Origin of the sequence: Ochrobactrum sp. CGA5 (genome assembly GCF_006345815.1) — a bacterium.
Classification (GTDB): Bacteria; Pseudomonadota; Alphaproteobacteria; order Rhizobiales; family Rhizobiaceae; genus Brucella.
In genome coordinates, this window is record NZ_VCIG01000043.1 from 231,043 (window position 1) to 253,904 (window position 22,862).

Genomic DNA, 22,862 nt, shown 5'->3' on the forward strand with positions numbered 1-22,862 from the left:
TATCTACTCAACCATGATCACACTGGCGCTGGCACAGATGTTCTTCTTCTTCTGTCTGCAAGCGGCCTTCACCCATGGCGAAGACGGGTTGCAGGGCGTACCGCGCGGCTATCTCTTTGGTATCATCGATCTCAACCAGCCGATGAACATGTATTATCTGGTGCTTGCACTGTTCATGCTTGGAGTCTTTGCCATTTGGCGCATCATCAATTCGCCCTTCGGCATGATTCTTAAATCTGTGCGTGAGAATGAAAGCCGTGCCGTTTCACTGGGCTATTCCGTCAATCACTACAAACTCGCAGCCTTTGTGATGTCGGCAGCACTTGCTGGACTTGCAGGCGGCATGAAGGCACTCGTCTTCCAGTTTGCAACATTGACGGATGTGGGCTGGCAAATGTCAGGCGAAGTGATCCTGATGGCGTTGCTCGGGGGCATCGGAACGCTCATCGGACCCATCGTCGGCGCAGCCTTCGTCGTCGCACTGCAAAACTATCTCGCAACGTCAGACTTCCCCGTGACAATCGTCACCGGAATCATCTTCATGGCATGCGTCCTTCTATTCCGAAAAGGGATCGTGGGTGAATTCTACGCATCGCGTATTGGCAAGAAACTGTTCGGATAACCGACACCACCAGAGCCGCTTGTCGATCCGACAGCGGCTCTGTCTTTTACTGGATATGAGATCATGACCGACACCTACGATTACATCGTGGTTGGCGCGGGCACGGCTGGCTGCGCCCTTGCGAACCGCCTTTCTGCTGACCCAAACCGTTCCGTGCTTCTGCTCGAAGCCGGCGGAAAGGACAATTACGCCTGGGTTCACATCCCGGTCGGCTATCTCTATTGTATCGGCAATCCGCGCACCGACTGGTGTTTTAATACGGAAGCCGAACCGGGCCTGAACGGGCGTTCGCTGGGCTATCCGCGTGGCAAGGTGCTTGGCGGCTGTTCATCCATCAATGGCATGATCTATATGCGCGGTCAGGCCCGCGATTATGATCTATGGCGTCAAGCCGGTTGCGATGGCTGGGGGTGGGACGACGTGCTGCCCTTCTTCAAAAAATCCGAAGACAATTATGCAGGCGCAGACGATCTGCATGGCGCAGGCGGCGAATGGCGTGTGGAGACCGCTCGACTGCACTGGGATATTCTCGATGCCTTTCGCGATGCGGCAGTTGCTGCAGGAATCCCGGCAACCGACGATTTCAATCGTGGCGACAATGAAGGCGTGTCCTATTTCAAGGTCAACCAGAAGCGGGGCATTCGCTGGAATACCGCCAAAGCCTTTCTGCGCCCGGCACTTAATCGCAAGAACTTGCGTGTCGAAACAGACGCGCATGTCCGACGCATCGAGATCAAGGATTTACGCGCAACCGGCGTCACATTTGACCAGAACGGCACCACCCGCACGGTGAAGGCAAAGCGTGAAGTCATTCTTGCTGCCGGTGCTGTCGGCTCGCCACACATATTGGAGCTTTCGGGCATTGGGCGTGGCGATATTCTGCAACAGGCTGAAATTCCCGTTATTCTGGAGCGCAACCACGTTGGCGAGAACCTGCAGGACCATCTGCAACTGCGCTGCGCCTATAAGGTAAGCGGTATTTCCACACTCAACGAAAAAGCCAGCAAGCTTGTCGGCAAGGCGATGATCGGGCTGGAATATCTGCTGCGCAGGTCGGGGCCAATGTCGATGGCGCCAAGCCAGCTCGGCGTATTCACCCGTTCCGACCCGTCCTACGAAACCGCCAATCTGCAATATCACGTGCAGCCGCTCAGCCTTGAAAAATTCGGCGAGGGTGTTCACCCCTTCCCGGCCTTTACAGCAAGCGTGTGCAATCTGCGGCCCGATAGTCGCGGTTCGATCCATATCAAATCGTCCGATCACCGTATACAACCGGCCATCAGGCCGAACTATCTCACGACCGAAAGTGATCGCCGTGTCGCCGCCGATGCCATTCGCCTCACCCGCCAAATTGTGGCACAGGCACCCTTGCAGAAGTTCCGTCCGGAAGAGTTCAAGCCCGGACCGAGCTATGAAACACAGGAACAGCTTGAAAAGGCCGCGGGCGATATCGGAACGACTATTTTTCATCCTGTCGGCACCTGCCGCATGGGTGCTGATGCGGAAGCGATTGTCGATCCGCGTCTGCGCTTCAACGGCATTGCGGGCTTGCGCGTCGCCGACGCCTCGGTCATGCCCACCATCACTTCCGGTAACACCAACTCACCGACTCTCATGATCGCCGAGAAGGCCGCACAGATGATTATTGCAGACAACAGATAAAACCAGATTTTCCGAGCATCCAGCCGACGGAAATTGCAATCCGCTCACGTGTCTGTGAACGCAATTTCGGCATCATCGCTGCGATAAATTCTGAAATAATTTTCCTTGTTTCTTGTCCGACAAAAGGGAATTATCGGCAAACAGGTGGACAGGAGGAGAAAGATCATCTCAAAAGATCGCTTTCCGGGACCAGCTCGCCAAAGTGTTTAGATCGCGTTTCGATCTGATTGCATCAGATCGGCGCTCTAAGTTCTTCATTTCAAGCATAATCTTATGGATCCTCGTTTCATTCCGGTCGGATTATGCTCTAAACAAGGAAAACAAAATGTCGTCAGTTCTTTCCCGATATACGCTGACCCGTCGCGCCGGTCTGAAAGCCCTTCTCTTCACCGCTGCCGCACTGACCGTTGGCTTCGCGTCGGCGCCGAGCCACGCAGAAGACAAGACCATCAAGGTCGGCATCATGGGCGGTGAAGACGAAGACGTCTGGAAAGTCGTTGCCGAGGAAGGCAAAAAGCACGGCCTCAACATCGAGCGCGTGACTTTCAACGATTACAACCAGCCGAACGAAGCTCTGGAACGCAAGGAAATCGACGCCAACGCGTTCCAGCACAAGCCTTATCTCGACGAGCAGATCAAGCAACACGGCTACAAGATCAGCATTGCTGGCTACACCGCCGTCTGGCCGATCGGTATCTATTCGCGCAAGCACAAAAGCCTTGACGAGTTGAAGGAAGGTGCGGTCGTCGGCGTGCCGAATGATCCGTCGAACGAAGGCCGTGCGCTCCGTGTTCTGGAAGAAAAGGGCCTCATCAAGTTGAAGCCGGATGCAGGCATTCTGGCGACCCCCATCGACATCGTCGAAAACCCGAAGAAGCTTGAAATCAAGGAACTCGACGCCGGTGTTGTCGGCCGTTCTATCGATGACCTTGATGCAGCTATCGTGAACAACGACTGGGCAGCGAAGGCAGGTCTCAACAAGGAAGAAGCGATCGGCTGGGAATCGAAGGAAAACAATCCGTACAACAACTTCATCGCGGTCCGCACCGAAGATGAAAACGCCGAATGGGTGAAGAACCTTGTGGCTTCGTTCCAGAACGACGCCGTGAAGGCCGAAATCGACCGCGCCTACAAGGGCACCGGCATCCCCGCCTGGAAGTAATTGCTCTTGAAGCTTGAAAGACCGTGCCGGAACCGTTTCCGGCACGGCTTTTATTGACGTACCGATAAAAATTGCCCTAAAGCATCGCCACAGCAAGAGCTGACGGCTTGAGCTAGGCATCATCCTTCCTTGAAGCCTTATCGAGTACAGCAAGCCGCTGCCCTCAGCGGCCTATCCAGACATAGAAGAAACGACCGTGACCATTGAAAAGCCACCCGCCGCATCAGCGCCCATCGTCGAGATGAAAGACGTGCGCCGAATGTTCGGTGATACGGCAGCGATCAATGGCGTTTCGCTTGCCGTCGCACGCGGCGAAATCCTTGGCATCATCGGTCGCAGCGGCGCGGGCAAATCCACGCTGATCCGTTGCGTCAATGGCCTTGAAAAGCCGGATACCGGTTCGATCCTGATCGAAGGGCACGAAATCACTGGCCTTGGCGAAGATGCGCTCCGGCCCGTGCGCCGCCGCATCGGCATGGTGTTCCAGCATTTCAACCTGCTTTCGGCCAAGACCGTTGCGGAAAACATCGCTTTGCCGCTGAAAATCGCGGGCAAGCCGAAGGCCGAACGCGTCAAGCGCGTAGCGGAACTTCTGGAACTGGTCGGCCTTTCCGACAAGGCAAAGCACTATCCGGCCCAGCTTTCCGGCGGCCAGAAACAGCGCGTCGGCATTGCACGCGCCCTTGCCGCCGAACCGGCTGTGCTGCTTTCGGACGAAGCGACATCCGCACTCGACCCGGAAACCACCCAGTCCATTCTGGCGCTGCTGAAAGACATCAACACCAAGCTCGGCCTTACCATCCTGCTTATCACACACGAGATGGAAGTAATCCGCCGGATTGCCGACCGCGTGATCGTGCTGGACCACGGCTCAATTGCCGAAGAAGGTCCGGTCTGGAAAGTTTTTGCCAATCCGCAATCTCCCGTAACCCAAAGCATGTTGCAGGTGCTGACGCCCGAACTGCCAGCCATATGGCGCGACCGGCTTGAAAAAGCCGGCAACCTCGCCGTGCTGAAAGTCAAACTGTCGGGGGCCGCGGCAAAAGGCGCTTTCTTCAACGAAGTTTCTGCTGCCACTGGTGTGGCACCGCAGCTCATCCATGGCGGCATGGATACGATCCAGGGCGAGCCGGTCGGTACGCTCTTCATTGGCTTACCCGCACAGGACAAAGCGAAACTCGACGTCGCAATCAGCTATCTCAACACCCATGCAGACGCCACGGAGGTACTCGGCTATGTCTCAGGCAATGCTTGATCTTCTCTGGCGCTCCTTCTGGGAGACCATCATCATGACCGGCTTTTCGAGCCTGATCTCGCTCGTCGTCGGTCTGCCGCTTGCGCTCATCATGATCCTGACGGAACGGGGTGGCCTTGCACAAAACCTGACACTGAACACCGTCCTCGGCGCTATCATAAATGGCTTCCGCTCGGTTCCGTTCATCATTCTGCTGGTAGCGCTCATTCCCGTCACGCGCTTCATCGTCGGCACGTCCATCGGCACATGGGCATCCATCGTGCCATTGTCGATCGCCGCGATTCCCTATTATGCTCGTATTGCGGAAGTGTCGCTGCGTGAAGTGGATCATGGCCTCATCGAAGCTGCCCGCTCCATGGGCGCAAGCCGATGGGCCATCGTGCGCGAAGTGCTTGTCCCCGAAGCCCTACCGGGCATCGTAGCAGGCTTCACGGTCACGATCATCACATTGGTGGGCGCATCGGCAATGGCTGGTGCCATCGGCGCAGGCGGTCTCGGCGACCTTGCCATTCGCTACGGCTATCAGCGCTTCGAGACGCAGATCATGATCGCGGTCGTGATCATCCTCATCATCATGGTTTGCGGCGTCCAGTGGATCGGCGACCGGCTCGTGAGCCGTCTCGACAAGCGCAATCTGCGCGCCTGATCCTTCCCGTCCGCTTATCTTTTCCTCTCGCGGAAACCCGCTTCCAGCGTGTTTCCGTCAGGATCGAAGACCAGTGCCGCGTAATAGCCCATCTCTTCCGGCCCCTGATAGGCGGGAGCGCCGCTATCCTTGCCGCCTGCTTTCAGCGCGGCCTCGTGAAACGCCTCCACAGCCTCGCGGCTTCCGGCTGTAAACATGAGATGCAGGCGGTCACCGGGCTTGCCCTCGCCGTCCGCCACCCCATCGCGACTGCCATGAATCCAGAGAAATGGAACCAGTGCCCGCTCTCCCCCGCTGACGAAGAAACCGCTGCCTGACCGGGCAATGACCTCCAGGCCAAGTTCAGGCATGCAGCTTTCGTAGAAAGAAAGGCTGCGACTGACGTTACGGGCTTTGAATCCGATGTGATCGAAGAGCGACATGAGCTTCAATATATCGCGGCCAATCACAAAGAAAAGCGGCACTCGCCAATTTGGAAAGCGCCGCTATCAATCATCAATACTTGGCAATATGAGAGCCTGAATCAAAAAGGCGGTATGTGTGCGCGAAAATGGTGATTTTCGAGTACCGGAGCGGAGCGTACATCTAACCATAGTCCCGAAAAGTTGCAGACTTTTCGGATAAGACTATGCGTCTTTGAGACCTACATCAGCACCGGAACGCAGATAAATTGCCACTTGCAGTCACACAGGGCGACTTTTGGAACAGGCTCTAAAAGGTTATCCGCGCGTCCGTGCCAGACCATCTTTCGCAGGCTGGTATTTCGGATCAAGCTGCACAGCCCGGGCATAGGAATTGGCAGCCTTGGCCTTGTCGCCATTATGCTCATAGACAAGCGCCTGATTGGCCCAGCTTTCCGCAATATTCTGATCAAGCGTGATGGCGGTGTTGAAATCGTCGAAAGCGTTGTCGTAATCGCCCAGCGCCACATAGGAAATGCCACGACCGTTATAAGGCTCCGGCGCCGTAGAATTAAGCGAAATTGCCTTGGAGAAGTCCTCAATGGCCTGCTTGTGCTGGCCCTTGGCCTGATAGATTAGACCACGATTGTGGTAGGCGCGACCATCGGTCGTCTGCAGGGCTATAGCCTGATTGAAGTCGCTGAGCGCCTGATCGAGACGTCCGGCTTGCCGATAGACATTGCCGCGGCCAATATAGGCGGCATCATATTGCGGATTGAGCTGGATGGCCTTGCTGTAATCCTGCACGGCCTTGGTGCTGTCGCCCATATAGCGATAGACTAGCGCGCGGTTGGCATAGGCCTGATAGAAATTCGGATTGAGCGCAATTGCCTGATCGAAATCACGTAGCGCTTCCTTATAGCGCCCGGACTTGCCATAGGCGGAACCACGCACATTGTAGCCTTCCGGATCGCGCGGGTTGCTCTGGATCACGCTCGTCAGCGAACTGATATTCTCGCTCGATCCCTGGGCCTTGTCGACAGAGCTGAGTGCCGTGGTCGTAGAGCTTTGGCAGCCGGCAACGGTCAAACCCAGAAGTGCGACGGCAATGAGAAGGCCGTTTCGACCTGCCCCATCCAATGCTTCAGTTCCCGAAATTTTCGTTCCTGACAATTGCATCATCTTCAAGCGCTTGAGCAACGGCTGCATTCCTTTCGCTCGCATAGGGTGCAAGACCCCTCTACTTCTTCTCCATCCCGTGCCAGCCCGGTTTTCAGGGCTTGCTCGTACCGGACTATTATGCCTGTCACGGTATTATAGTGGTCGCAATCCGCAGATAAAAACAGCAAAAAGGCGGCATACGCTTAAGCTTGGCTTATCTTTGGATGGTCCACCTGATGGTTGGACATCCCAATCATTTGTTTTTACACATAATGGTGCGTGAGAAGTCCAGAAACTTTCTGTAACGCTGCATTAAATATGGAAGCGGAATTAGTGAAAATATATCTCGCCGACACAAAATCGCTTCACATTGAGCTGGAAACGACCTTAAAAACTTAAACTGAAAACACGCAAAATCCGGCGCAAGCGAAGGCTGGCACCGGAAGAAAAAAAGGCGCTGCTCAACAGCGCCTGTTTTCAGGGTCGATCAGCGAGCGCCCGGGCGGCCGCCGATGAGGCCTTCACGCTGGGCGCGCTTACGGGCCAGCTTGCGTGCACGACGAACGGCTTCTGCCTTTTCGCGAGCGCGCTTTTCGGACGGCTTTTCATAGTGGCCGCGCATCTTCATTTCGCGGAAGATACCTTCGCGCTGCATCTTTTTCTTGAGAGCGCGGAGAGCCTGATCAACATTATTATCGCGGACGAGTACCTGCACGTGTATTCCCGTATCGGTTAGAATTTCGGTTAAGCCTGAGGCCGTTAGGGGGTCTTTTAACGATTTCAGCCGGTCTGACCGGCCGATCAACGCCTAAAGGCTCCCAAGCTTCGCAACGGATACGCTGCAAATTGGTCGTGGCTATTACCAGAAAGAGCCCAGCCTGTCCACCTCAAGATGCAATTTTGCCCACCGGCTTGCGTGATTCACCGGCTTGCACACGATTTACTATGGTCGCAATCGCGTGAATAGGCTAAATGGCGCACGTTTCCCGCATAATTCGGCCTCAATGGCTACGCATAGCATTTTGCCAGCAAACCGATAATGCCCCTCTCATTTTATCCGATTCTCCTGATGCCCCTCCGCAAACGACTCGTTATCCAGTTCACAGGCTATGAAGGCCTGCACCCGAAAGCCGTCCGCGTGCGCCACGCCCAGGCCCTGAAGGATTTCGACCGCCTGTGGAAGGCAAAGACCAAGCTGCCGCCCATGACGGAAGAGCCTGATGATTGCGGCACGACCACTGCCGTCACCATGGGCAATGGCTGGCAGACGGAAACAGAGTTCTGCCAGTTCGGCACAGCGGATATTTTCGACGATTACGCCGCGCGCTCGACACCAAAGCGGATGCTGACCGGCTTTCACGCATTCCTGAACATCCTCTTCACCGGAACGCTGTGGCGCTATCTGACGACAAGCTGGCGCTTTGTCCTGTTTTTCCTGTGGCCGTTTCTGCTGTCGCTGGCGATTCTCGCTATCGCTGCCCTGCTCGCCTATGCACCGATCGCCGCAAACCTTTCAGTGCTGCATATCTTGTGGTCTGCTCCGCTGTCAGCCATCGTCGCGACCCTGCTTGTACGCAAACCTGGCGACCGGTTCTTCATGTCCTATCTGCTGGATGACTGGTCGGCAGCCTATGACCGTATTCACGGACGCAACGAGAAGCTCAACCAGCGGCGCAAGGCTTTTGCCGAAGCCCTGAAGCGGAAGATCGAAAAAAGCCAAGCCGATGAGGTCATCATCGTTGCGCATAGTCTGGGCACAGTTCCCGCAGTGGAAGCACTTGCCGATCTCCAGCGCGAACGTCCGGACCTTCTGACAAGGCAGCCAGTTTCACTGCTTGCCATCGGTTCATGCCTGATGATGATCGCGCTTCACCCCAGAGCAAAGTCTCTGCGTGAGGATGTGCGCGTGGTGATAGAGGAAAGCCCGGCTTTCTGGTCGGAATTTCAGGTGCTGACAGACATCATTCACTTCTACGGCTCGGACCCGGCCAAGACCCTCAAGCTGAAGGCCGCAACCCCGCCACTCATCAACCGCATCCGCTTCAAGAACGTGCACAGCGAAAACCGCTATAAGCGCTCAAAAGGCAATTTCTTCCTGATGCATCTGCTTTACATGCGTGGGGCTGAGAAGAAGAATTTCTACGACTTCGGCATGTTCCTGCATGGCCCATTCTTCTTCCGCGAGCTGATGACTGAGCACAAAGGAAAAGCCGCCCCTCTCGATGAAGAAGGACGACTTCCAGTCCAGTGCTGTGAAGCGGCAGCTTAACCTTCCGGTGGCGCTACGACGGCAATCGTTAGCCAGGTCGCAGTCAGCGCAGGCTTCAGCGAGTTTTCGATTTCCAGCGTGACATCATAGTGATTGACCACGCGACCTGACGGACGAATATCCGCATCGGCAAGCTTGAAGCGGGCGCGCACGCGCGAGCCGGTCTTGACCGGCGACATAAAGCGCAGCTTGTCGAAGCCGTAATTGATGCCCATCGTGGCACCTTCCAGCATCGGAAGCGCTTCATAGGCCAGCGTTGAGAGCAGCGACAACGTCAGAAAGCCATGGGCGATGGTTCCGCCGAACGGCGTTTCCTTGGCGGCGCGCTCCGGGTCCACATGAATGAACTGATGGTCGTCAGTCGCATCCGCGAACTGGTTGATCATTTCCTGCGTGACTTCGCGCCACTCGGAACATCCGATTTCCGTGCCGATTGCCTCGCGCAACTGGTCGAGCGTGATTGCATCTTTCATTCGCTGGCTATTCCTGCTGATGTGATTTGCCTTGTGTTTAACCAATAAAGCTCAGGCGGCAACCAGAATTTCCCGGGCAATATCGTCCCAGTGCGAGAAAACCCGATGTGCACCCTTGCCCGTCAAGTTTTCGGCGTGCCCGGCATAGGTATGCCCGCCGCCCGTATAGCCGAATGCCGTCATACCTGCGGCGATCGCACCTTCGACACCGAAAGGTGAGTCCTCGATCACCACACAGCGCGCGGGATCGACACCCATCTTGTCGGCTGCGAACAGAAACAGATCCGGTGCCGGCTTGCCGCGCTTGACCATGCTGGACGAATAGACCGCATCGCCGAAATATTGGCTGATACCGGTCTTCTCCAGACTGAACGCGATACGCTCCGGCTGCGAGGACGACGCCACGCAGCGCTTCTGCGGCAGCTCGCGCAGGAAATCGGCAATTCCGACGGTCGGCTGCAAGGCTTCCGCGAACAGGATTTTCGTTTCGGGCCAGAACTGGCTCGTGGCTTCCTCCGGCAGGCGATGCCCGGTCATGTCCTCGATCATCTTCATGATATCGGCCTGCTTCATGCCGATGCCCTTGGCGACCGTACCTTTCGGCAGTTTCATGCCATGATTGGCATAGACCTGCTCGAAGGCAAGACAGGAAAGCGGCTCGCTGTCGACGAGAACGCCGTCACAGTCGAAAATCACAAGGTCGAAGGAAGATGCATTGATCATGGGAACTCCGGTGGCACACCCGTTGGGATATGCATATTTTGTCGCGCAGTTTGAAGGTGCGCGCATGCCAGTGTTGATATAGAGACTGTTCACCTATTACGCACCTATATCAACACAGGCGTGACAAATTTATCTCGCTTGTGTGGCTTTGACATTTTGCGGAGAGTTTCATGACGACAAATGTGGCACTGGTTGGACTGGCGCGCGATCTCGCGGCGCGGGCAGAAACCGGCAAGCCGATCCGCATCGGTCTTATCGGCGCTGGCGAAATGGGCACCGACATCGTCACGCAGGTTGCGCGAATGCAGGGTATCGAAGTCGGTGCGCTTTCAGCTCGCAGACTGCCCAACACCTTCAAGGCCGTCCGCACCGCCTATGGCGACGAAGACATGGCCCAAGAAACCCGCACCCAATCCGCAATGACCAGTGCAATCGAAAGCGGCAAGATCGCCGTCACCGATGACAATGACCTGATCCTTTCCAATCCGCTGCTTGATGTCATCATCGATGCGACCGGCATTCCTGAAGTGGGTGCCCAGACCGGCATCAAGGCCATTCACAACGGCAAGCATCTTGTCATGATGAACGTTGAGGCGGACGTGACCATCGGGCCATACCTCAAGGCCGAGGCTGACAAACAGGGCGTGATCTATTCCCTTGGCGCAGGCGATGAGCCTTCATCCTGCATGGAGCTGATCGAGTTCGTTTCCGCCATGGGCCACAAGGTCGTGGCCGCTGGCAAGGGCAAGAACAACCCGCTCAATTTCGACGCCACACCAGATGATTATCAGGAAGAGGCCGACCGCCGGAACATGAATGTCCGCCTGCTGGTCGAGTTCGTCGACGGTTCCAAGACCATGGTAGAGATGGCGGCCATTGCCAATGCAACCGGCCTTGTGCCGGATATTGCAGGGATGCATGGTCCAAAGGCTGCAATCGACGAGCTGAACCGCACGCTGATTCCGAAAGAAGACGGCGGCGTCCTCAACAAAACCGGTGTGGTTGACTACTCCATCGGGCGCGGTGTGTCGCCCGGTGTCTTCGTTATCGCCAAGATGGAACATCCGCGCCTTGTTGAGCGTCTGGAAGACCTGAAAATGGGCAAAGGCCCCTATTTCACCTTCCACCGCCCTTTTCACCTCACCTCGCTGGAAGTGCCACTGACGGTGGCGCGTGTCGTGCTGCATGGCAAGACCGATATGGTGCCGCTGCCAAAGCCGGTGGCCGAAGTCTGTGCAGTTGCCAAGAAAGACTTGCAGCCCGGCGACCATCTGGACGCTATCGGGCAATATTGTTACCGCTCGTGGATCATGACGACGCCGGAAGCGCGCGCGGCCAAGGCCATTCCCTGCGGCCTGCTGCAGAATGGCACCGTCATCGCGCCGATCAAAAAAGGTGAACTCATCACCTATGCCAATGCTGCGCCGCAGCCCGGCTCGAAGATCGCCGAACTACGCGCTTTGCAGGACAAGATGATCTACGGCTGACCCAACCTCAAGACACAAACAAAAAGGCGGCTCGAAGCCGCCTTTTTCAGTTTGCACCAGCAACCTCATCCTGAGGTGCGGCGCGAAGCTTAGCATCATCCGAAGCCCGTCGCAGTTCGAGGGCCCAGAAAGTTCCAAGCCCGGTCCTTTCGACACGGTGCTTCGCACCGGTTCAGGATAGGGCTTGGTCTTGCCTAGTGATCGAGGGCCTTCACAATGCTCTCTACCATCTTCTTCGCATCGGCGAAGAGCATCATGGTGTTGTCACGGAAGAACAGTTCGTTTTCCACGCCCGCATAGCCAGAGCCCATGCCCCGCTTGATGAACAGAACCGTGCCTGCCTTGTCGACATCAAGGATCGGCATGCCGAAGATCGGTGACTTCGGATCGGTTTTCGCAGCCGGATTGGTGACGTCATTTGCGCCGATCACGAAAGCAACATCGGCTTGTGCGAATTCCGAATTGATGTCTTCCAGCTCAAACACTTCATCATAAGGCACGTTGGCCTCGGCCAGAAGCACGTTCATATGGCCTGGCATACGACCGGCCACCGGATGAATGGCGTATTTGACCTCGACGCCTTCGGCCTTGAGCTTGTCGGCCATTTCACGCAGTGCGTGCTGGGCCTGCGCAACCGCCATGCCATAGCCCGGCACGATGATGACCTTGGAAGCGTTCTTCATGATGAAGGCCGCATCGTCGGCGGAACCCTGCTTGACCGGCCGCTGCTCGACCTCTCCTGCCGGACCGCCGGACGTATCACCGCCGAAACCGCCGAGAATGACCGAAATGAACGAGCGGTTCATGCCCTTGCACATAATATAGGACAGGATCGCACCGGACGAACCGACAAGCGCGCCGGTGATGATCAGCGCCAGATTTCCAAGCGTGAAGCCAATGCCCGCCGCTGCCCAGCCCGAATAGGAATTGAGCATGGAGACGACAACCGGCATGTCCGCACCACCGATAGGCACGATGATAAGCACGCCGAAGACCAGCGACAGAAGCACGATCAGCCAGAACACGAAATGGCTCTCGGTATTCGTAAGCACGACGATCAGCAGCACGATGGCTGCGGCCAAGGCCGCATTGATGACATGGCGTCCCGGCAGCATGATCGGCTTGCCTGACATGCGGCCGTCAAGCTTGAGGAAGGCGATGATTGACCCAGTAAAGGTGATGGCGCCGATGGCAACGCCCAGCGACATTTCCACGAGCGCCTGGCCGTGGATCTGGCCCACTTCGCCAATCCCGAAGGAATGCGGCGAATAGAGTGCGGCAGCGGCCACAAGCACGGCAGCAAGACCAATCAGCGAATGGAACGCAGCAACAAGCTGCGGCATGGCCGTCATGGCAATGCGACGGGCAATAACGGCACCAATACCACCACCAATTGCGATACCGATGGCGATCAGAACCAGACCGCCGAAACTTGGACGCGCCAGCAGAAGCGTGGTTACGATGGAGATCGCCATACCGATCATGCCATACATATTGCCCTGACGGCTGGTTGTCGGATGCGACAGGCCGCGCAGTGCCAGAATGAACAGAACACCGGAAACGAGATAAAGGAAGGCTGCGAGATTAACGCTCATAATGGTTCAGCCTCACTTTTCTTTTTTCTTGTACATGGCGAGCATGCGCTGGGTGACCAGAAAGCCGCCGAAAATGTTGACGCTCGCCAGAATGAGCGCAATGAAACCGAAGCCGGTTGCCCATCCCGAAAGTGAAAGGCCAACAGCCAGAAGTGCACCCACCACGATCACTGATGAAATGGCGTTGGTAACGGCCATCAGCGGGGTGTGCAGCGCAGGTGTAACCGACCACACGACATAATAGCCGACGAAGATCGACAGAATGAAGATCGCAAAGCGGAACACGAACGGATCGATCGCCCCGCCCGAGGCGGCATGAGCGGCAGCCGCTGCTGCGTCACCGAGCCCCCCCGCATTTTCAGCAGCCTGACGCACGGCGTCCACGGCTTGATTGAGGCTCTCAAGAGCTTTATCGAGATTTGTATCGACCATTATGCCTCTCCTCCGTCAACGGGAGATTTGGGGGAAGACGTCGTCTTCGGCGCTTTCGCTGCTGCTTTTTTTGCGGGCTTGGCAGCCGCCTTGGGCGTGGCGGTTTTTGTCACCGGTTTCTCCGCTTTCGGCTTCGACGCGGCCTTTGGCTTTTCCGTTTTTTCCGCGACGGCAACCGGTGCCGCTGCTGTTTCGACCTTGGCAAAAGCCGGATGCAAAATCTTGCCCTGATGGGTCAGGAGCGTTGCCTTTACCAGCTCTTCTTCCGGGTCGATTTTCAAAAGCTTGCTTTCCTTGTCGACCAGTGTCTCGACAAAGGCGATCAGGTTGCGCGCATAAAGCTGAGACGCGCTCGCCGCAATGCGTCCCGACACATTGAGATGACCGACAATCCTGACGCCGTTTATGTCAGCAACCTCGCCTGGGATAGCGCCTTCGACATTGCCGCCACGCTCAACCGCGAGGTCGACCAGCACAGACCCAGGACGCATGGAAGCGACCATTTCCTTGGAAACCAACCGCGGTGCCGGACGGCCTGGAATAAGCGCCGTCGTGATGACGATATCTTGCTTGGCGATATGGTCGGCAACAAGTGCCGCCTGCTTCGCCTGATATTCCTTCGACATTTCCTTGGCATAGCCGCCGGAGGTTTCCGCGGCCTTGAACTCATCGTCCTCGACGGCGATAAACTTCGCGCCAAGCGAGGCGACCTGCTCTTTGGCGGCCGGGCGCACATCGGTCGCCGTGACGACAGCACCGAGACGGCGCGCGGTTGCGATGGCCTGAAGACCGGCAACACCCGCCCCCATCACAAACACCTTTGCGGCGGGCACGGTGCCTGCTGCCGTCATCATCATCGGCATGGCGCGGTCATAGACTTCCGCCGCATCGATCACCGCCTGATAACCGGCGAGGTTTGCTTGGCTCGACAAGACATCCATCACCTGTGCACGGGTAATGCGCGGCATGAATTCCATCGTGAAAGCCGAAATGCCAGCCTTGGCGAGTGCCGCGACAGCGTCGTCATGGCCGTAGGGATCAAGCATGGCGAAAAGTGCTGCGCCTGATTTATACCCTTTGAGTTCTGCGTCCGTCGGACGTCGCACCTTGAGCACGACATCCGCCGTTTTGGCGTCTGTCGCTGTACCGACCCGCGCACCGGCTGCCGTAAACTCGGCATCAGGAATGCGCGATTTCTCACCCGCGCCTTTTTCCACCACGACATCGAAGCCGAGCGCGATGAATTTCTTCACCGTCTCCGCCGATGCCGCAACGCGCGTCTCGTTGGGGTCACTCTCTTTCGGGATAAATAACGTCTGGGCCAAGCTGGTTTCCCTTTCGTGGCGTTCATCCGGAATTGATTCCGGTCATGCAAACATGCAAGCTTCGGAGCATTCTGCAGCCCAATGTTTCCATATGGCGTCGCATAAATGCGGCTTGAGTATTGGTTGGAGCGCAAGACGGCTCCAGAGGCTTGTTAAAAAAAACTAAGATACAGACACACATAAACCCTCGGCACGGTACTCCATGCCAAGGCATTCGATCAAATCGTGCGGTTTAATTCCAGTCCGGCGACTTCCGAGCTGCATCGGTGCGCCGCCGGATGACCTCATCCGACAGCGGAAAGATGCACTAAAGGATGAACCAGGCAGCGACACAAACTAGAATGAAAAGAACGGTCGCGGAGAAGAAACCACCAGCAAAAAAGCCGAACGCCATGGCAATCATAAGGGCGACGAGCGCCACTGTGCTCCATTTAACCAGGCCCGCAAAACCGGCATAAGTTTTCTCATGCTCAGCATAGTCCATCGGTGCGCCAAGTTCAGCCGGAGCCGTCGTATGATGTTCTGCCATTTTAGTTCCACCCACTCAGAATTTCCGCCTATACACCGTCATGTTAAGCGAAAATAACTGCAATCTTCAATGTGCGAGCGAATAAACCCATGCCTTGAAAGCACGGCTTTTCGTCGCAGCTACCCTCTCTCCGCTCAAGCGGTTCCGCAATCTTCGTAAAGCGAAACAACCCTTCTGGCTAGATTTAATTGTTTAATCTGCGGCGATCTTTTAGATTCTTATACGCCAAGGCCGGTATATTTAGCTGTCGGCAGGATTGTCAGCGGCACGGCACCACCGCGCATATCCCCAAACATCGCATGGCGCTCATGCGGCTGTGATTTGAAAAACGGAAAGCGTACCGCCACCGCATCGCGAATATTGCGGATGGGAGCAGCACCGAGCCCGACCTTAATTCCATAGCCCTCATGTTCACGCGCATCGGCCATGACGGAGGTTCCGAAAATGCGTTTATAGAAGGCCATATGCTCCGGCTTGACCGAGGCAAGACATTGATCCGCCGCGAAAAATTCGGACGCCATCGCTGCAATGCGCAATGTGATGTAAGGAATGGCCGGATATTCGCTCAGAAGCTCTGGATCGGCGGCAAAGCGGGTCGGATCGACAAAATGCATACCGCTATTGAGCAGCGGATCGAGAATATCGGGGAACAGCGCATAGCTCGTGCCGCGACGATGATCTGGCGTGATGTGATGGATACGCAGCGTGCTGACCAGCTGCCCGTCCACATGCACGCCATAGACAAAGGCATGGCTGTCGCGGTCGATATCATCAACGATGGATGGCACTTCCGCCTCATGCATGACATTGCGCGTTCGATAGGAACGGTAGCGCAGACGACCGATTTCCTCGAGGTCCTCCGCATGCACGATACGGCGATACTCCACCCGATCGAGAAACTGCAACAGCTGTCGCGCGAAGTTGGACAATGGCGGTTTGTCGCCTGTAACAGCCGTATTCGTCATGCAATCGGTTTTCCGCACCCCACAAATCAGTGCGCAGAATATGCGGCTTTATCAGTGTGTAAAGATATAACTTTTTGCAGTGCCTTTCTATTACCATTCAATCGACACTCCGTCGCCACAATTGAATTGCGCTTTTACGCGCAACAAGCAGGCTGAAAATGCAAAATGGCCCTGTTACAGGCCATTTCGCAATTTTGCCTTGATTCAAAAGCAGGGCTTCAGAGCGCGTTGGCGATAGCCTGAAATGCATGCATCGACTCGTCTTTCATATCCTGTCCGTCCACATTGAAGCTGGCCTGAGCAGAGGTCTTGGCAATAACCACGCCTTTGGCAGGATTGACGTAGATGAACTGCCCATAAATGCCCACAGCGCTATAGTCACCTTGCCAATCAACGGGCGTCCACCACTGATAGCCATAGCCGAAAGGAATTTTGCCAAGCGCATCCTTGCGACCGGGCATCAGATAGGGCGCATCCGGCGTAATCGAATCGTGCACCCATTGCGCTGGTACAAGCTGCTCTCCTTTGAAGTTGCGACCCTCATTCAGATAGAGCAATCCGAAGCGTGCGTAGTCACGAAGGACAGCATTCATACCTGCCGAAGCCGCAGCCTCGCCCTGCGGGTCCACCGCCCAATAGACATCCGCCTCCGCCCCAAGCTTCGACCAGAGCTTGTCCTTCAAGTAATCCTGAAAAGGAACACCGGTCGCGCCTTCCAGAACCAACCCAAGAACCTGGGTATCCGCCGACACGTAATGGCTGAGAGTTCCTTGCGGGCGTGCATTCTTCAGATGGGCGGTGAAACTCGTGATCGAACCGGTCAGAAGTTCGACGGCGTATCGAACGATGTCAGAACTGAGATCACCATAGTTTTCATTAAATCCGATACCGGATGCCATCTGCAGCACGTTCTTGACGGTCACGCCCTTGTAGCCGCCCTCAGCCAGCACGGGCGCATAATGATCGACCGGCTGGTTAATATCGATCAAGCCATCCCGAACGGCATTGCCGACAAGGAAAGAAACAACTGATTTCGAGACTGAAAATGCAATTGCCTGCGTCGCCTCAGTATTGCCGTGGCGATATTCTTCATGAACGATCACACCATCCTTCAGGACAATGAAGCCCGTTGTGCCGCCACGCTGCAGCCAGTCGGAAATCTTGCGGGTTTCACCCTTGTAGACAAAAGTTTCCGGCAGGGGCCGTTCCGCTTTCGGCAGCGGGCTGACTTCACCTTCACGCGGGATGCGCACAGAAGGATAGATCTTATAAAGACTGCGGAAGTTTTCAAAAATATGTGCGGGCTTGAATAGTTGCGCATACTGATAAACCGCCCAGGTTTCATGAATCTTCTTCCAGAAGACAGCAGTGCCGACACCGGCAATAGCAACAATACCAATCAACCCATACAAAGCATAACGAAGAAATCGTTTCATCGCCCCTCCCTTAAATAAATCCATTTGCCATAGTTTATATAAGTATATATAAATATACATATATAAACCCTCCTAGGACAATAGGATCATGATAGAGTAACCGAAAAATATCCCTATTAATTCAATGATATTCAAATTTTCGTGTTCTACAAAAGAACCAATACTCGCAAGATGTTCCAAAAAACCTTGCTATGCGTCCCATCCGCTGGAAGGAGAGCAGCAGTTAACCTTCAGAGCATGTCAGGAGGAATGCGAAACGGTTTTCGCGACGCTAAATGTCCTGGAGCGATCAGGCGACGGTACGTCCGCCATCACGGCGCGCTGCGGCTTTTGCGGTCATGGTGCTGATCGCTTCGACAGGCACAGGCATACCGAGAAGATAGCCTTGCACGAGATCGGCACCTGCGGCCACACGGATCAGCGCAAGCTGTTCCTCGGTTTCTACCCCTTCAACCGTCACCCCCAATCCGAGCTCATGCGAAAGCTGGGTGACGCCGCGAAGCAGCATCAGCGATCGCCGGTCGGTGGTGATGTCGCGCACAAAAGAGCGGTCGACCTTCACCTTGGTTAGTGGCAGGGTGTTGAGATAGCTGAGACTGGAATAACCGGTACCGAAATCGTCCAGCGCGATATTGATCCCGGCATTCTTGAGCCGCTGCAGCACCATAGAGGTTTTGTTTCGATCTGAAATGATAGCACTTTCCGTCACTTCCACTTCAAGGCGATGTGCTGGAAGCCCCGATTTCTGCAAGACATTGGCGATGTCGCGCGCGATGTCACTGCTTTTCAGATCGATGGCGGAGAGATTGACGGACACGCCGATCCGGTCGCCCCAGGAGAGGCAGTCGGCACAAGCCTGAGCAAGCACGAAACGGGTGATGTCGGTGATGATCCCCATTTCTTCTGCAAGCGGGATGAACTCCGCTGGCGGGACAAACCCCAGCTCCGGGTGTTCCCACCTGGCCAGCGCTTCACACGCTACAACACGCAGGGATTGAGCGCTGACAATGGGCTGATAGACGACCTTGATCTCGCCATGCTTGATGGCGAGCCGCAAGTCGGCTTTGAGCTTCTGGCGTCCGCGATATTTGGTATCCATCGCATCGATGAAGATAGACCAAGGTTTGTCTTCCCTGCTCTTGGCTTCATAGAGGGCGAGATCGGCCCTGATATGCATGCTGCCGACATCGCATCTATCAACCTCCTCAAGCGCAATGCCCGCACTGATATCGATGTCCACCTGATCGCCGTCGAGATCGTAAACGCCCGTCACAACGGTCATGATGCGATCCATCACACCCGTTACATCGGCCTCACTGCGGAGATTAAAGACGAACACCACGAACTCGTCGCCGCCAAAGCGTGAGGTGACGAAACGTTGCGGATCGAGCGAGTTCAGACGTTCCGCAAACAGGCGCAACAACACGTCGCCGTTATGATGCCCGAGCGTGTCGTTGACATGCTTGAAATGATTGATGTCGATAACGATGAGCGCGGCCCGCGTGCCCTTTTCCTGGCTTGCCCGCAACGATCGTACCAGAGTCTCGAAATAGTTCCGGTTGGGCAGGCCGGTCAGGCCGTCATAGCGTGCCATATGCTGGATACGCGCTTCAGCTTCCACGCGCTGGGTCACATCCTCGAACATCAGAACCGCCCCTTCGTTGAGGGTCTGGTTGCCGATACATTCAACGTAACGTCGGTTTGAAAGCTCGAAAATGTCACGCGTACGCTTGCCGAGCAGAAGGTCTTGCATGCGCACGTGCACGTTTTTCAGGTCGTTCTGCGGAAACAGTCCCTTCTTGGCGCAATAGCGCAGCAGAACGTCTAGCTTGCGACCATGCAGCTTGGTGTGCTCGGCGATCTGCAACATCGCCTTGGCCTTGTTGTTGATAACTGCAATGCGCTGCTGGCTGTCGAACATCAGCAGGCCCTGCGGCATGTTGTTGAGCGCCGCATCGAAACGCCCTGCCACGATGGAGAGGCGCCGCTTGCCCATAACTGCGGCGAAGAGAAACTCGCGCAGGCCGTTCGCCATTTGGATATTGGACAGGAAATAGGGGATCAGCAGCAGACCGATGATGACGTGAAACGGCGTCCCTGCCAGAATAAGCCCCGCCAGAACCGGAATGAGCGTGCAGGCCGACATCAGGACAACGGCTTTGGCCGAAGCATAGTTGCGGCCCACAATGGACACGACCGAAGCAAGCAGAACGGTCAGACTGGCAAGCTCGGCGAAGGAATCGCGCAGCACATAGCTTGAGAAGAAGCACAGCATGCCAAGCGTCAGGCAGACGGCCGATGCGCCGACCAGATAGCGCGTTTCCCACCGGTCGAGATCCGCATGGGACAGTGATTGCTGTTTCGCCTGATCGAACTTGTGCATATCGAAGATGCGGCCCACTGCGATGACCGCGAAGACACCGGCGAAGACGAGGTAGCGCCAGTCGTCGGTTTTCACATAGATAACGACGCAGGCCACAACGTGAGCAAGCAAACCAAACCAAAGCGTCGTACGATTGCCGTACAGCGCTCTGAGAAAAGATAGCCGCACATCTGCAGGTATCTCAGGTTTACGGCTTTGCCACATTCGACGCATTAATCCCTTACATGGGGAGGCAATATCGCACTAATGACTTAAAAATATCTTTCGGGATATTAAACCACAAGCTGTTACGACAACCACCATAAGATGTATTCAGATATTTTTAAGGAAAACCACCGCCGCACGACCGGTGACCGGCAATTACAGTTGCAGGCATCAATGTTTTAGTGACCCCAATATTACTGAGATGGACACAATAGGAGAAGAGAATCTGGTTAGTTTCAGCATGCGCGAGAATTAATCCAGATTAATCGAAGTGGATATTCTACCAAGAGACAGCCTCCTGCTAGAGAAAAACCCGGTCTTACGAGACTCAGCGCGGGAAATAGCCAGAAAACAAACATTCCAACCCTGTCAGAGTTGGTGTCCCCCGTCCACAGTGATGATCGAGCCGGTCATGTAGCGGCTGGCATCAGAAGCCAGCATCAGTACAACCCCGTCCAGATCCTCCGGCTCGCCGAGGCGCCGCATCGGGTTCCGCCCTTTGAAGTAGCCCCCCGCAGGACCTCGCAGTTGATCTTCATTGATTCGCGTCGGAAACCATCCCGGCGAAATCGCGTTGACGCGAATATCGTGAGCAGCCCATTCGAGCGCCAGCGCCCGCGTCATCTGCGTCACGCAAGCCTTGGACATGGAATAGGCGGCGGCACCTTTCTGCGGACGCTCGCCCAGAATGCTGGTTGTGTTTACGATGGAGCCACCCATTCCGTGCTCGATCATACGGCGCGCTGCTTCCTGCGCCACGAAAAAGGCACCGGCGACATTGACCTCGAATATATGCTCAAGCATGTCGCGGGTCGTATCGAGCGCGCGCGCCATATGAGCCACACCGGCATTGTTGAAAAGCGTCGTTATCGGTCCGAAACGCCGTTCCGCCTCGTCGAAAGCGCGAATGACTTCATCTGGATGGGTCACATCCGCCATGATTTCCAGCACTTCGCCGCCCGACGGGCAAATGCCTTCGCCTGCATGGGTGCGCGAGATCGAAATCACGCGCGCACCGTGCCCTGCCAGCACATGCACCATTCTGAGGCCCAACCCCGAAGACCCACCCGTCACGGCAATGACCTTGCCCTTGACGGAGAAAAGCTGATCGTCAGTCATTCATCCCCTCAACCGCCAATCCCTCTTTATCGCTTTCTAGAATATAGAGATCGGCATTTGAACCATGTTGGAGCGTAAAAATCGGTTCAAATCAACACAATACACAGAAGGCACGAGGAAAGACCCATGGCGCAGCCGCAAGACGACACCTGTTCGTGATTGCGCGGCCCATTGCGGAGCAGTAAGGAACAGAGCAAATAAGAGCATAATCCGACTGGTGGATACGAACATTATGCCCAAGACTTCTCGCCCTCTCGTCGCCGTGCCGACCGATGTGAAGCCGTTTGAAAACTACACCTGGCACGCAGCACCCCAGCAATATCTGGCAGCGGCCATCGACGTTGCGGAAGTAACCCCGCTGCTGGTGCCAAGTTTTGGTGACAAGATGGATCTCGACGCCATTCTGGATGCAGTCGACGGTGTTCTCATCACGGGCTCCAAATCGAATGTTCATCCCGCGCTTTACGGCGTCGAGCCGGGTCCGGCTTTCGAGCCCTATGACAATGCACGCGATGCGACATCACTGCCACTCATCCGCGCAGCCATCGAAAAGGGCGTGCCGGTGCTGGCCATCTGCCGCGGCATACAGGAACTGAACGTCGCATTGGGCGGCACGCTCGCCACCGAAATCCAGGACCTAGAAGGCCGGATGGATCACCGCGCGCCGGAATCGGAAAGCCAGGCCGAGCGTTTCGCCATCCAGCACCCGATCAAGCTGAACCCGAACTCATGCCTTGCAGAAATCCTGAAAGAAGAAAGCGTGCGTGTGAATTCCGTTCACCGCCAGGCCATCGACAAGCTCGCCCCGCAGCTTGAAGTCGAAGCCGTGGCCGAAGATGGAACGGTAGAAGCCGTTTCGGTGAAGAACGCCAAGGGATTTGTTGTCGGTGTCCAGTGGCACCCGGAATATTGGGCGCATTCCGATGCCCCTTCCCGCAAGATCTTCGAGGCTTTTGGAGAGGCGGTGCGACAGCATAGTTTGGCGGAATAACGAAAAGAAGCGGATGGGCTAA

General features: G+C 55.8%; 21 protein-coding genes. 8 read left to right on the plus strand and 13 right to left on the minus strand.

The window, feature by feature from the left end:
* The 5 genes from FJQ48_RS21635 to FJQ48_RS21660 form a co-directional block, all read left to right on the plus strand.
* Positions 1-622, plus strand: a 622-nt coding sequence (locus FJQ48_RS21635) for a branched-chain amino acid ABC transporter permease (RefSeq protein ID WP_139977086.1), incomplete at its 5' end; no start/stop codon positions are given.
* Positions 623-685: 63 nt separating this feature from the next.
* Positions 686-2,284 (plus strand): GMC family oxidoreductase N-terminal domain-containing protein, encoded by a 1,599-nt coding sequence (locus FJQ48_RS21640; protein WP_139976975.1) that lies wholly within the window; start codon positions 686-688, stop codon positions 2,282-2,284.
* A gap of 325 nt (positions 2,285-2,609) precedes the next feature.
* On the plus strand, positions 2,610-3,446 hold the full coding sequence (locus FJQ48_RS21650) for a MetQ/NlpA family ABC transporter substrate-binding protein (RefSeq protein ID WP_139976976.1): 837 nt from the start codon (positions 2,610-2,612) through the stop codon (positions 3,444-3,446).
* Between the two features lie 196 nt (positions 3,447-3,642).
* A complete protein-coding gene (locus tag FJQ48_RS21655) occupies positions 3,643-4,701 on the plus strand; it encodes a methionine ABC transporter ATP-binding protein (protein ID WP_139976977.1) in 1,059 nt (352 codons plus the stop codon).
* Positions 4,682-5,347: a methionine ABC transporter permease gene (locus FJQ48_RS21660; protein WP_139976978.1), complete on the plus strand. Its 666-nt coding sequence runs from the start codon at positions 4,682-4,684 to the stop codon at positions 5,345-5,347. Before FJQ48_RS21655 ends, FJQ48_RS21660 begins: the two co-directional genes overlap by 20 nt.
* 14 nt (positions 5,348-5,361) lie before the next feature.
* On the opposite strand, the gene FJQ48_RS21665 is transcribed toward FJQ48_RS21660, so the two are convergent.
* The 3 genes from FJQ48_RS21665 to rpsU all read right to left on the minus strand — a co-directional run bounded on the left by FJQ48_RS21665 (position 5,362) and on the right by rpsU (position 7,624).
* Positions 5,362-5,769: a VOC family protein gene (locus FJQ48_RS21665; RefSeq protein ID WP_139976979.1), complete on the minus strand. Its 408-nt coding sequence runs from the start codon at positions 5,767-5,769 to the stop codon at positions 5,362-5,364.
* 297 nt (positions 5,770-6,066) lie between these two features.
* On the minus strand, positions 6,067-6,957 hold the full coding sequence (locus FJQ48_RS21670) for a tetratricopeptide repeat protein (protein ID WP_139976980.1): 891 nt from the start codon (positions 6,955-6,957) through the stop codon (positions 6,067-6,069).
* Between the two features lie 439 nt (positions 6,958-7,396).
* Entirely contained in the window at positions 7,397-7,624 is a 228-nt protein-coding gene (gene rpsU, locus FJQ48_RS21675; protein ID WP_010659458.1) for a 30S ribosomal protein S21, read from the minus strand.
* A gap of 354 nt (positions 7,625-7,978) precedes the next feature.
* On the opposite strand from rpsU, the gene FJQ48_RS21680 reads away from it, so the two are divergent.
* Positions 7,979-9,178 (plus strand): alpha/beta hydrolase, encoded by a 1,200-nt coding sequence (locus tag FJQ48_RS21680; protein ID WP_139976981.1) that lies wholly within the window; start codon positions 7,979-7,981, stop codon positions 9,176-9,178.
* On the opposite strand, the gene FJQ48_RS21685 is transcribed toward FJQ48_RS21680, so the two are convergent.
* Positions 9,175-9,651 carry a MaoC family dehydratase gene (locus tag FJQ48_RS21685; RefSeq protein WP_122001410.1) on the minus strand — a complete coding sequence of 159 codons (477 nt, stop codon included), beginning with the start codon at positions 9,649-9,651 and terminating at the stop codon, positions 9,175-9,177. The genes FJQ48_RS21680 and FJQ48_RS21685 overlap by 4 nt on opposite strands.
* 51 nt (positions 9,652-9,702) lie before the next feature.
* Positions 9,703-10,374: an HAD family phosphatase gene (locus tag FJQ48_RS21690; protein ID WP_139976982.1), complete on the minus strand. Its 672-nt coding sequence runs from the start codon at positions 10,372-10,374 to the stop codon at positions 9,703-9,705.
* 170 nt (positions 10,375-10,544) lie between these two features.
* Here FJQ48_RS21690 and FJQ48_RS21695 point away from each other — a divergent pair, with 170 nt between their 5' ends.
* Complete coding sequence (locus FJQ48_RS21695) at positions 10,545-11,861, plus strand: 1-deoxy-D-ribulose 5-phosphate reductoisomerase (RefSeq protein ID WP_139976983.1); 1,317 nt, start codon at positions 10,545-10,547, stop codon at positions 11,859-11,861.
* Positions 11,862-12,055: 194 nt separating this feature from the next.
* Here FJQ48_RS21695 and FJQ48_RS21700 read toward each other — a convergent pair whose 3' ends face one another.
* The 8 genes from FJQ48_RS21700 to FJQ48_RS21735 all read right to left on the minus strand — a co-directional run bounded on the left by FJQ48_RS21700 (position 12,056) and on the right by FJQ48_RS21735 (position 21,849).
* Positions 12,056-13,456 (minus strand): NAD(P)(+) transhydrogenase (Re/Si-specific) subunit beta, encoded by a 1,401-nt coding sequence (locus FJQ48_RS21700; protein WP_139976984.1) that lies wholly within the window; start codon positions 13,454-13,456, stop codon positions 12,056-12,058.
* A 12-nt stretch (positions 13,457-13,468) separates the two neighbouring features.
* A complete protein-coding gene (locus FJQ48_RS21705; RefSeq protein ID WP_139976985.1) occupies positions 13,469-13,888 on the minus strand; it encodes a proton-translocating transhydrogenase family protein in 420 nt (139 codons plus the stop codon).
* The gene (locus tag FJQ48_RS21710) at positions 13,888-15,213 is read right to left on the minus strand and encodes a Re/Si-specific NAD(P)(+) transhydrogenase subunit alpha (protein ID WP_139976986.1); all 1,326 of its coding nucleotides are present in this window, start codon (positions 15,211-15,213) and stop codon (positions 13,888-13,890) included. The genes FJQ48_RS21705 and FJQ48_RS21710 overlap by 1 nt, the downstream gene beginning before the upstream one ends.
* 307 nt (positions 15,214-15,520) lie before the next feature.
* A complete protein-coding gene (locus FJQ48_RS21715) occupies positions 15,521-15,742 on the minus strand; it encodes an aa3-type cytochrome c oxidase subunit IV (protein WP_139976987.1) in 222 nt (73 codons plus the stop codon).
* Positions 15,743-15,960: 218 nt separating this feature from the next.
* Complete coding sequence (locus tag FJQ48_RS21720) at positions 15,961-16,707, minus strand: acetyltransferase (protein ID WP_139976988.1); 747 nt, start codon at positions 16,705-16,707, stop codon at positions 15,961-15,963.
* 218 nt (positions 16,708-16,925) lie between these two features.
* Complete coding sequence (locus FJQ48_RS21725) at positions 16,926-18,143, minus strand: serine hydrolase (RefSeq protein ID WP_139976989.1); 1,218 nt, start codon at positions 18,141-18,143, stop codon at positions 16,926-16,928.
* Between the two features lie 289 nt (positions 18,144-18,432).
* Entirely contained in the window at positions 18,433-20,730 is a 2,298-nt protein-coding gene (locus FJQ48_RS21730; RefSeq protein WP_139976990.1) for an EAL domain-containing protein, read from the minus strand.
* 369 nt (positions 20,731-21,099) lie between these two features.
* Complete coding sequence (locus tag FJQ48_RS21735; RefSeq protein WP_139976991.1) at positions 21,100-21,849, minus strand: SDR family oxidoreductase; 750 nt, start codon at positions 21,847-21,849, stop codon at positions 21,100-21,102.
* 217 nt (positions 21,850-22,066) lie between these two features.
* On the opposite strand from FJQ48_RS21735, the gene FJQ48_RS21740 reads away from it, so the two are divergent.
* Positions 22,067-22,840 (plus strand): gamma-glutamyl-gamma-aminobutyrate hydrolase family protein, encoded by a 774-nt coding sequence (locus FJQ48_RS21740; protein ID WP_180350277.1) that lies wholly within the window; start codon positions 22,067-22,069, stop codon positions 22,838-22,840.
* Positions 22,841-22,862 lie beyond the last annotated feature (22 nt).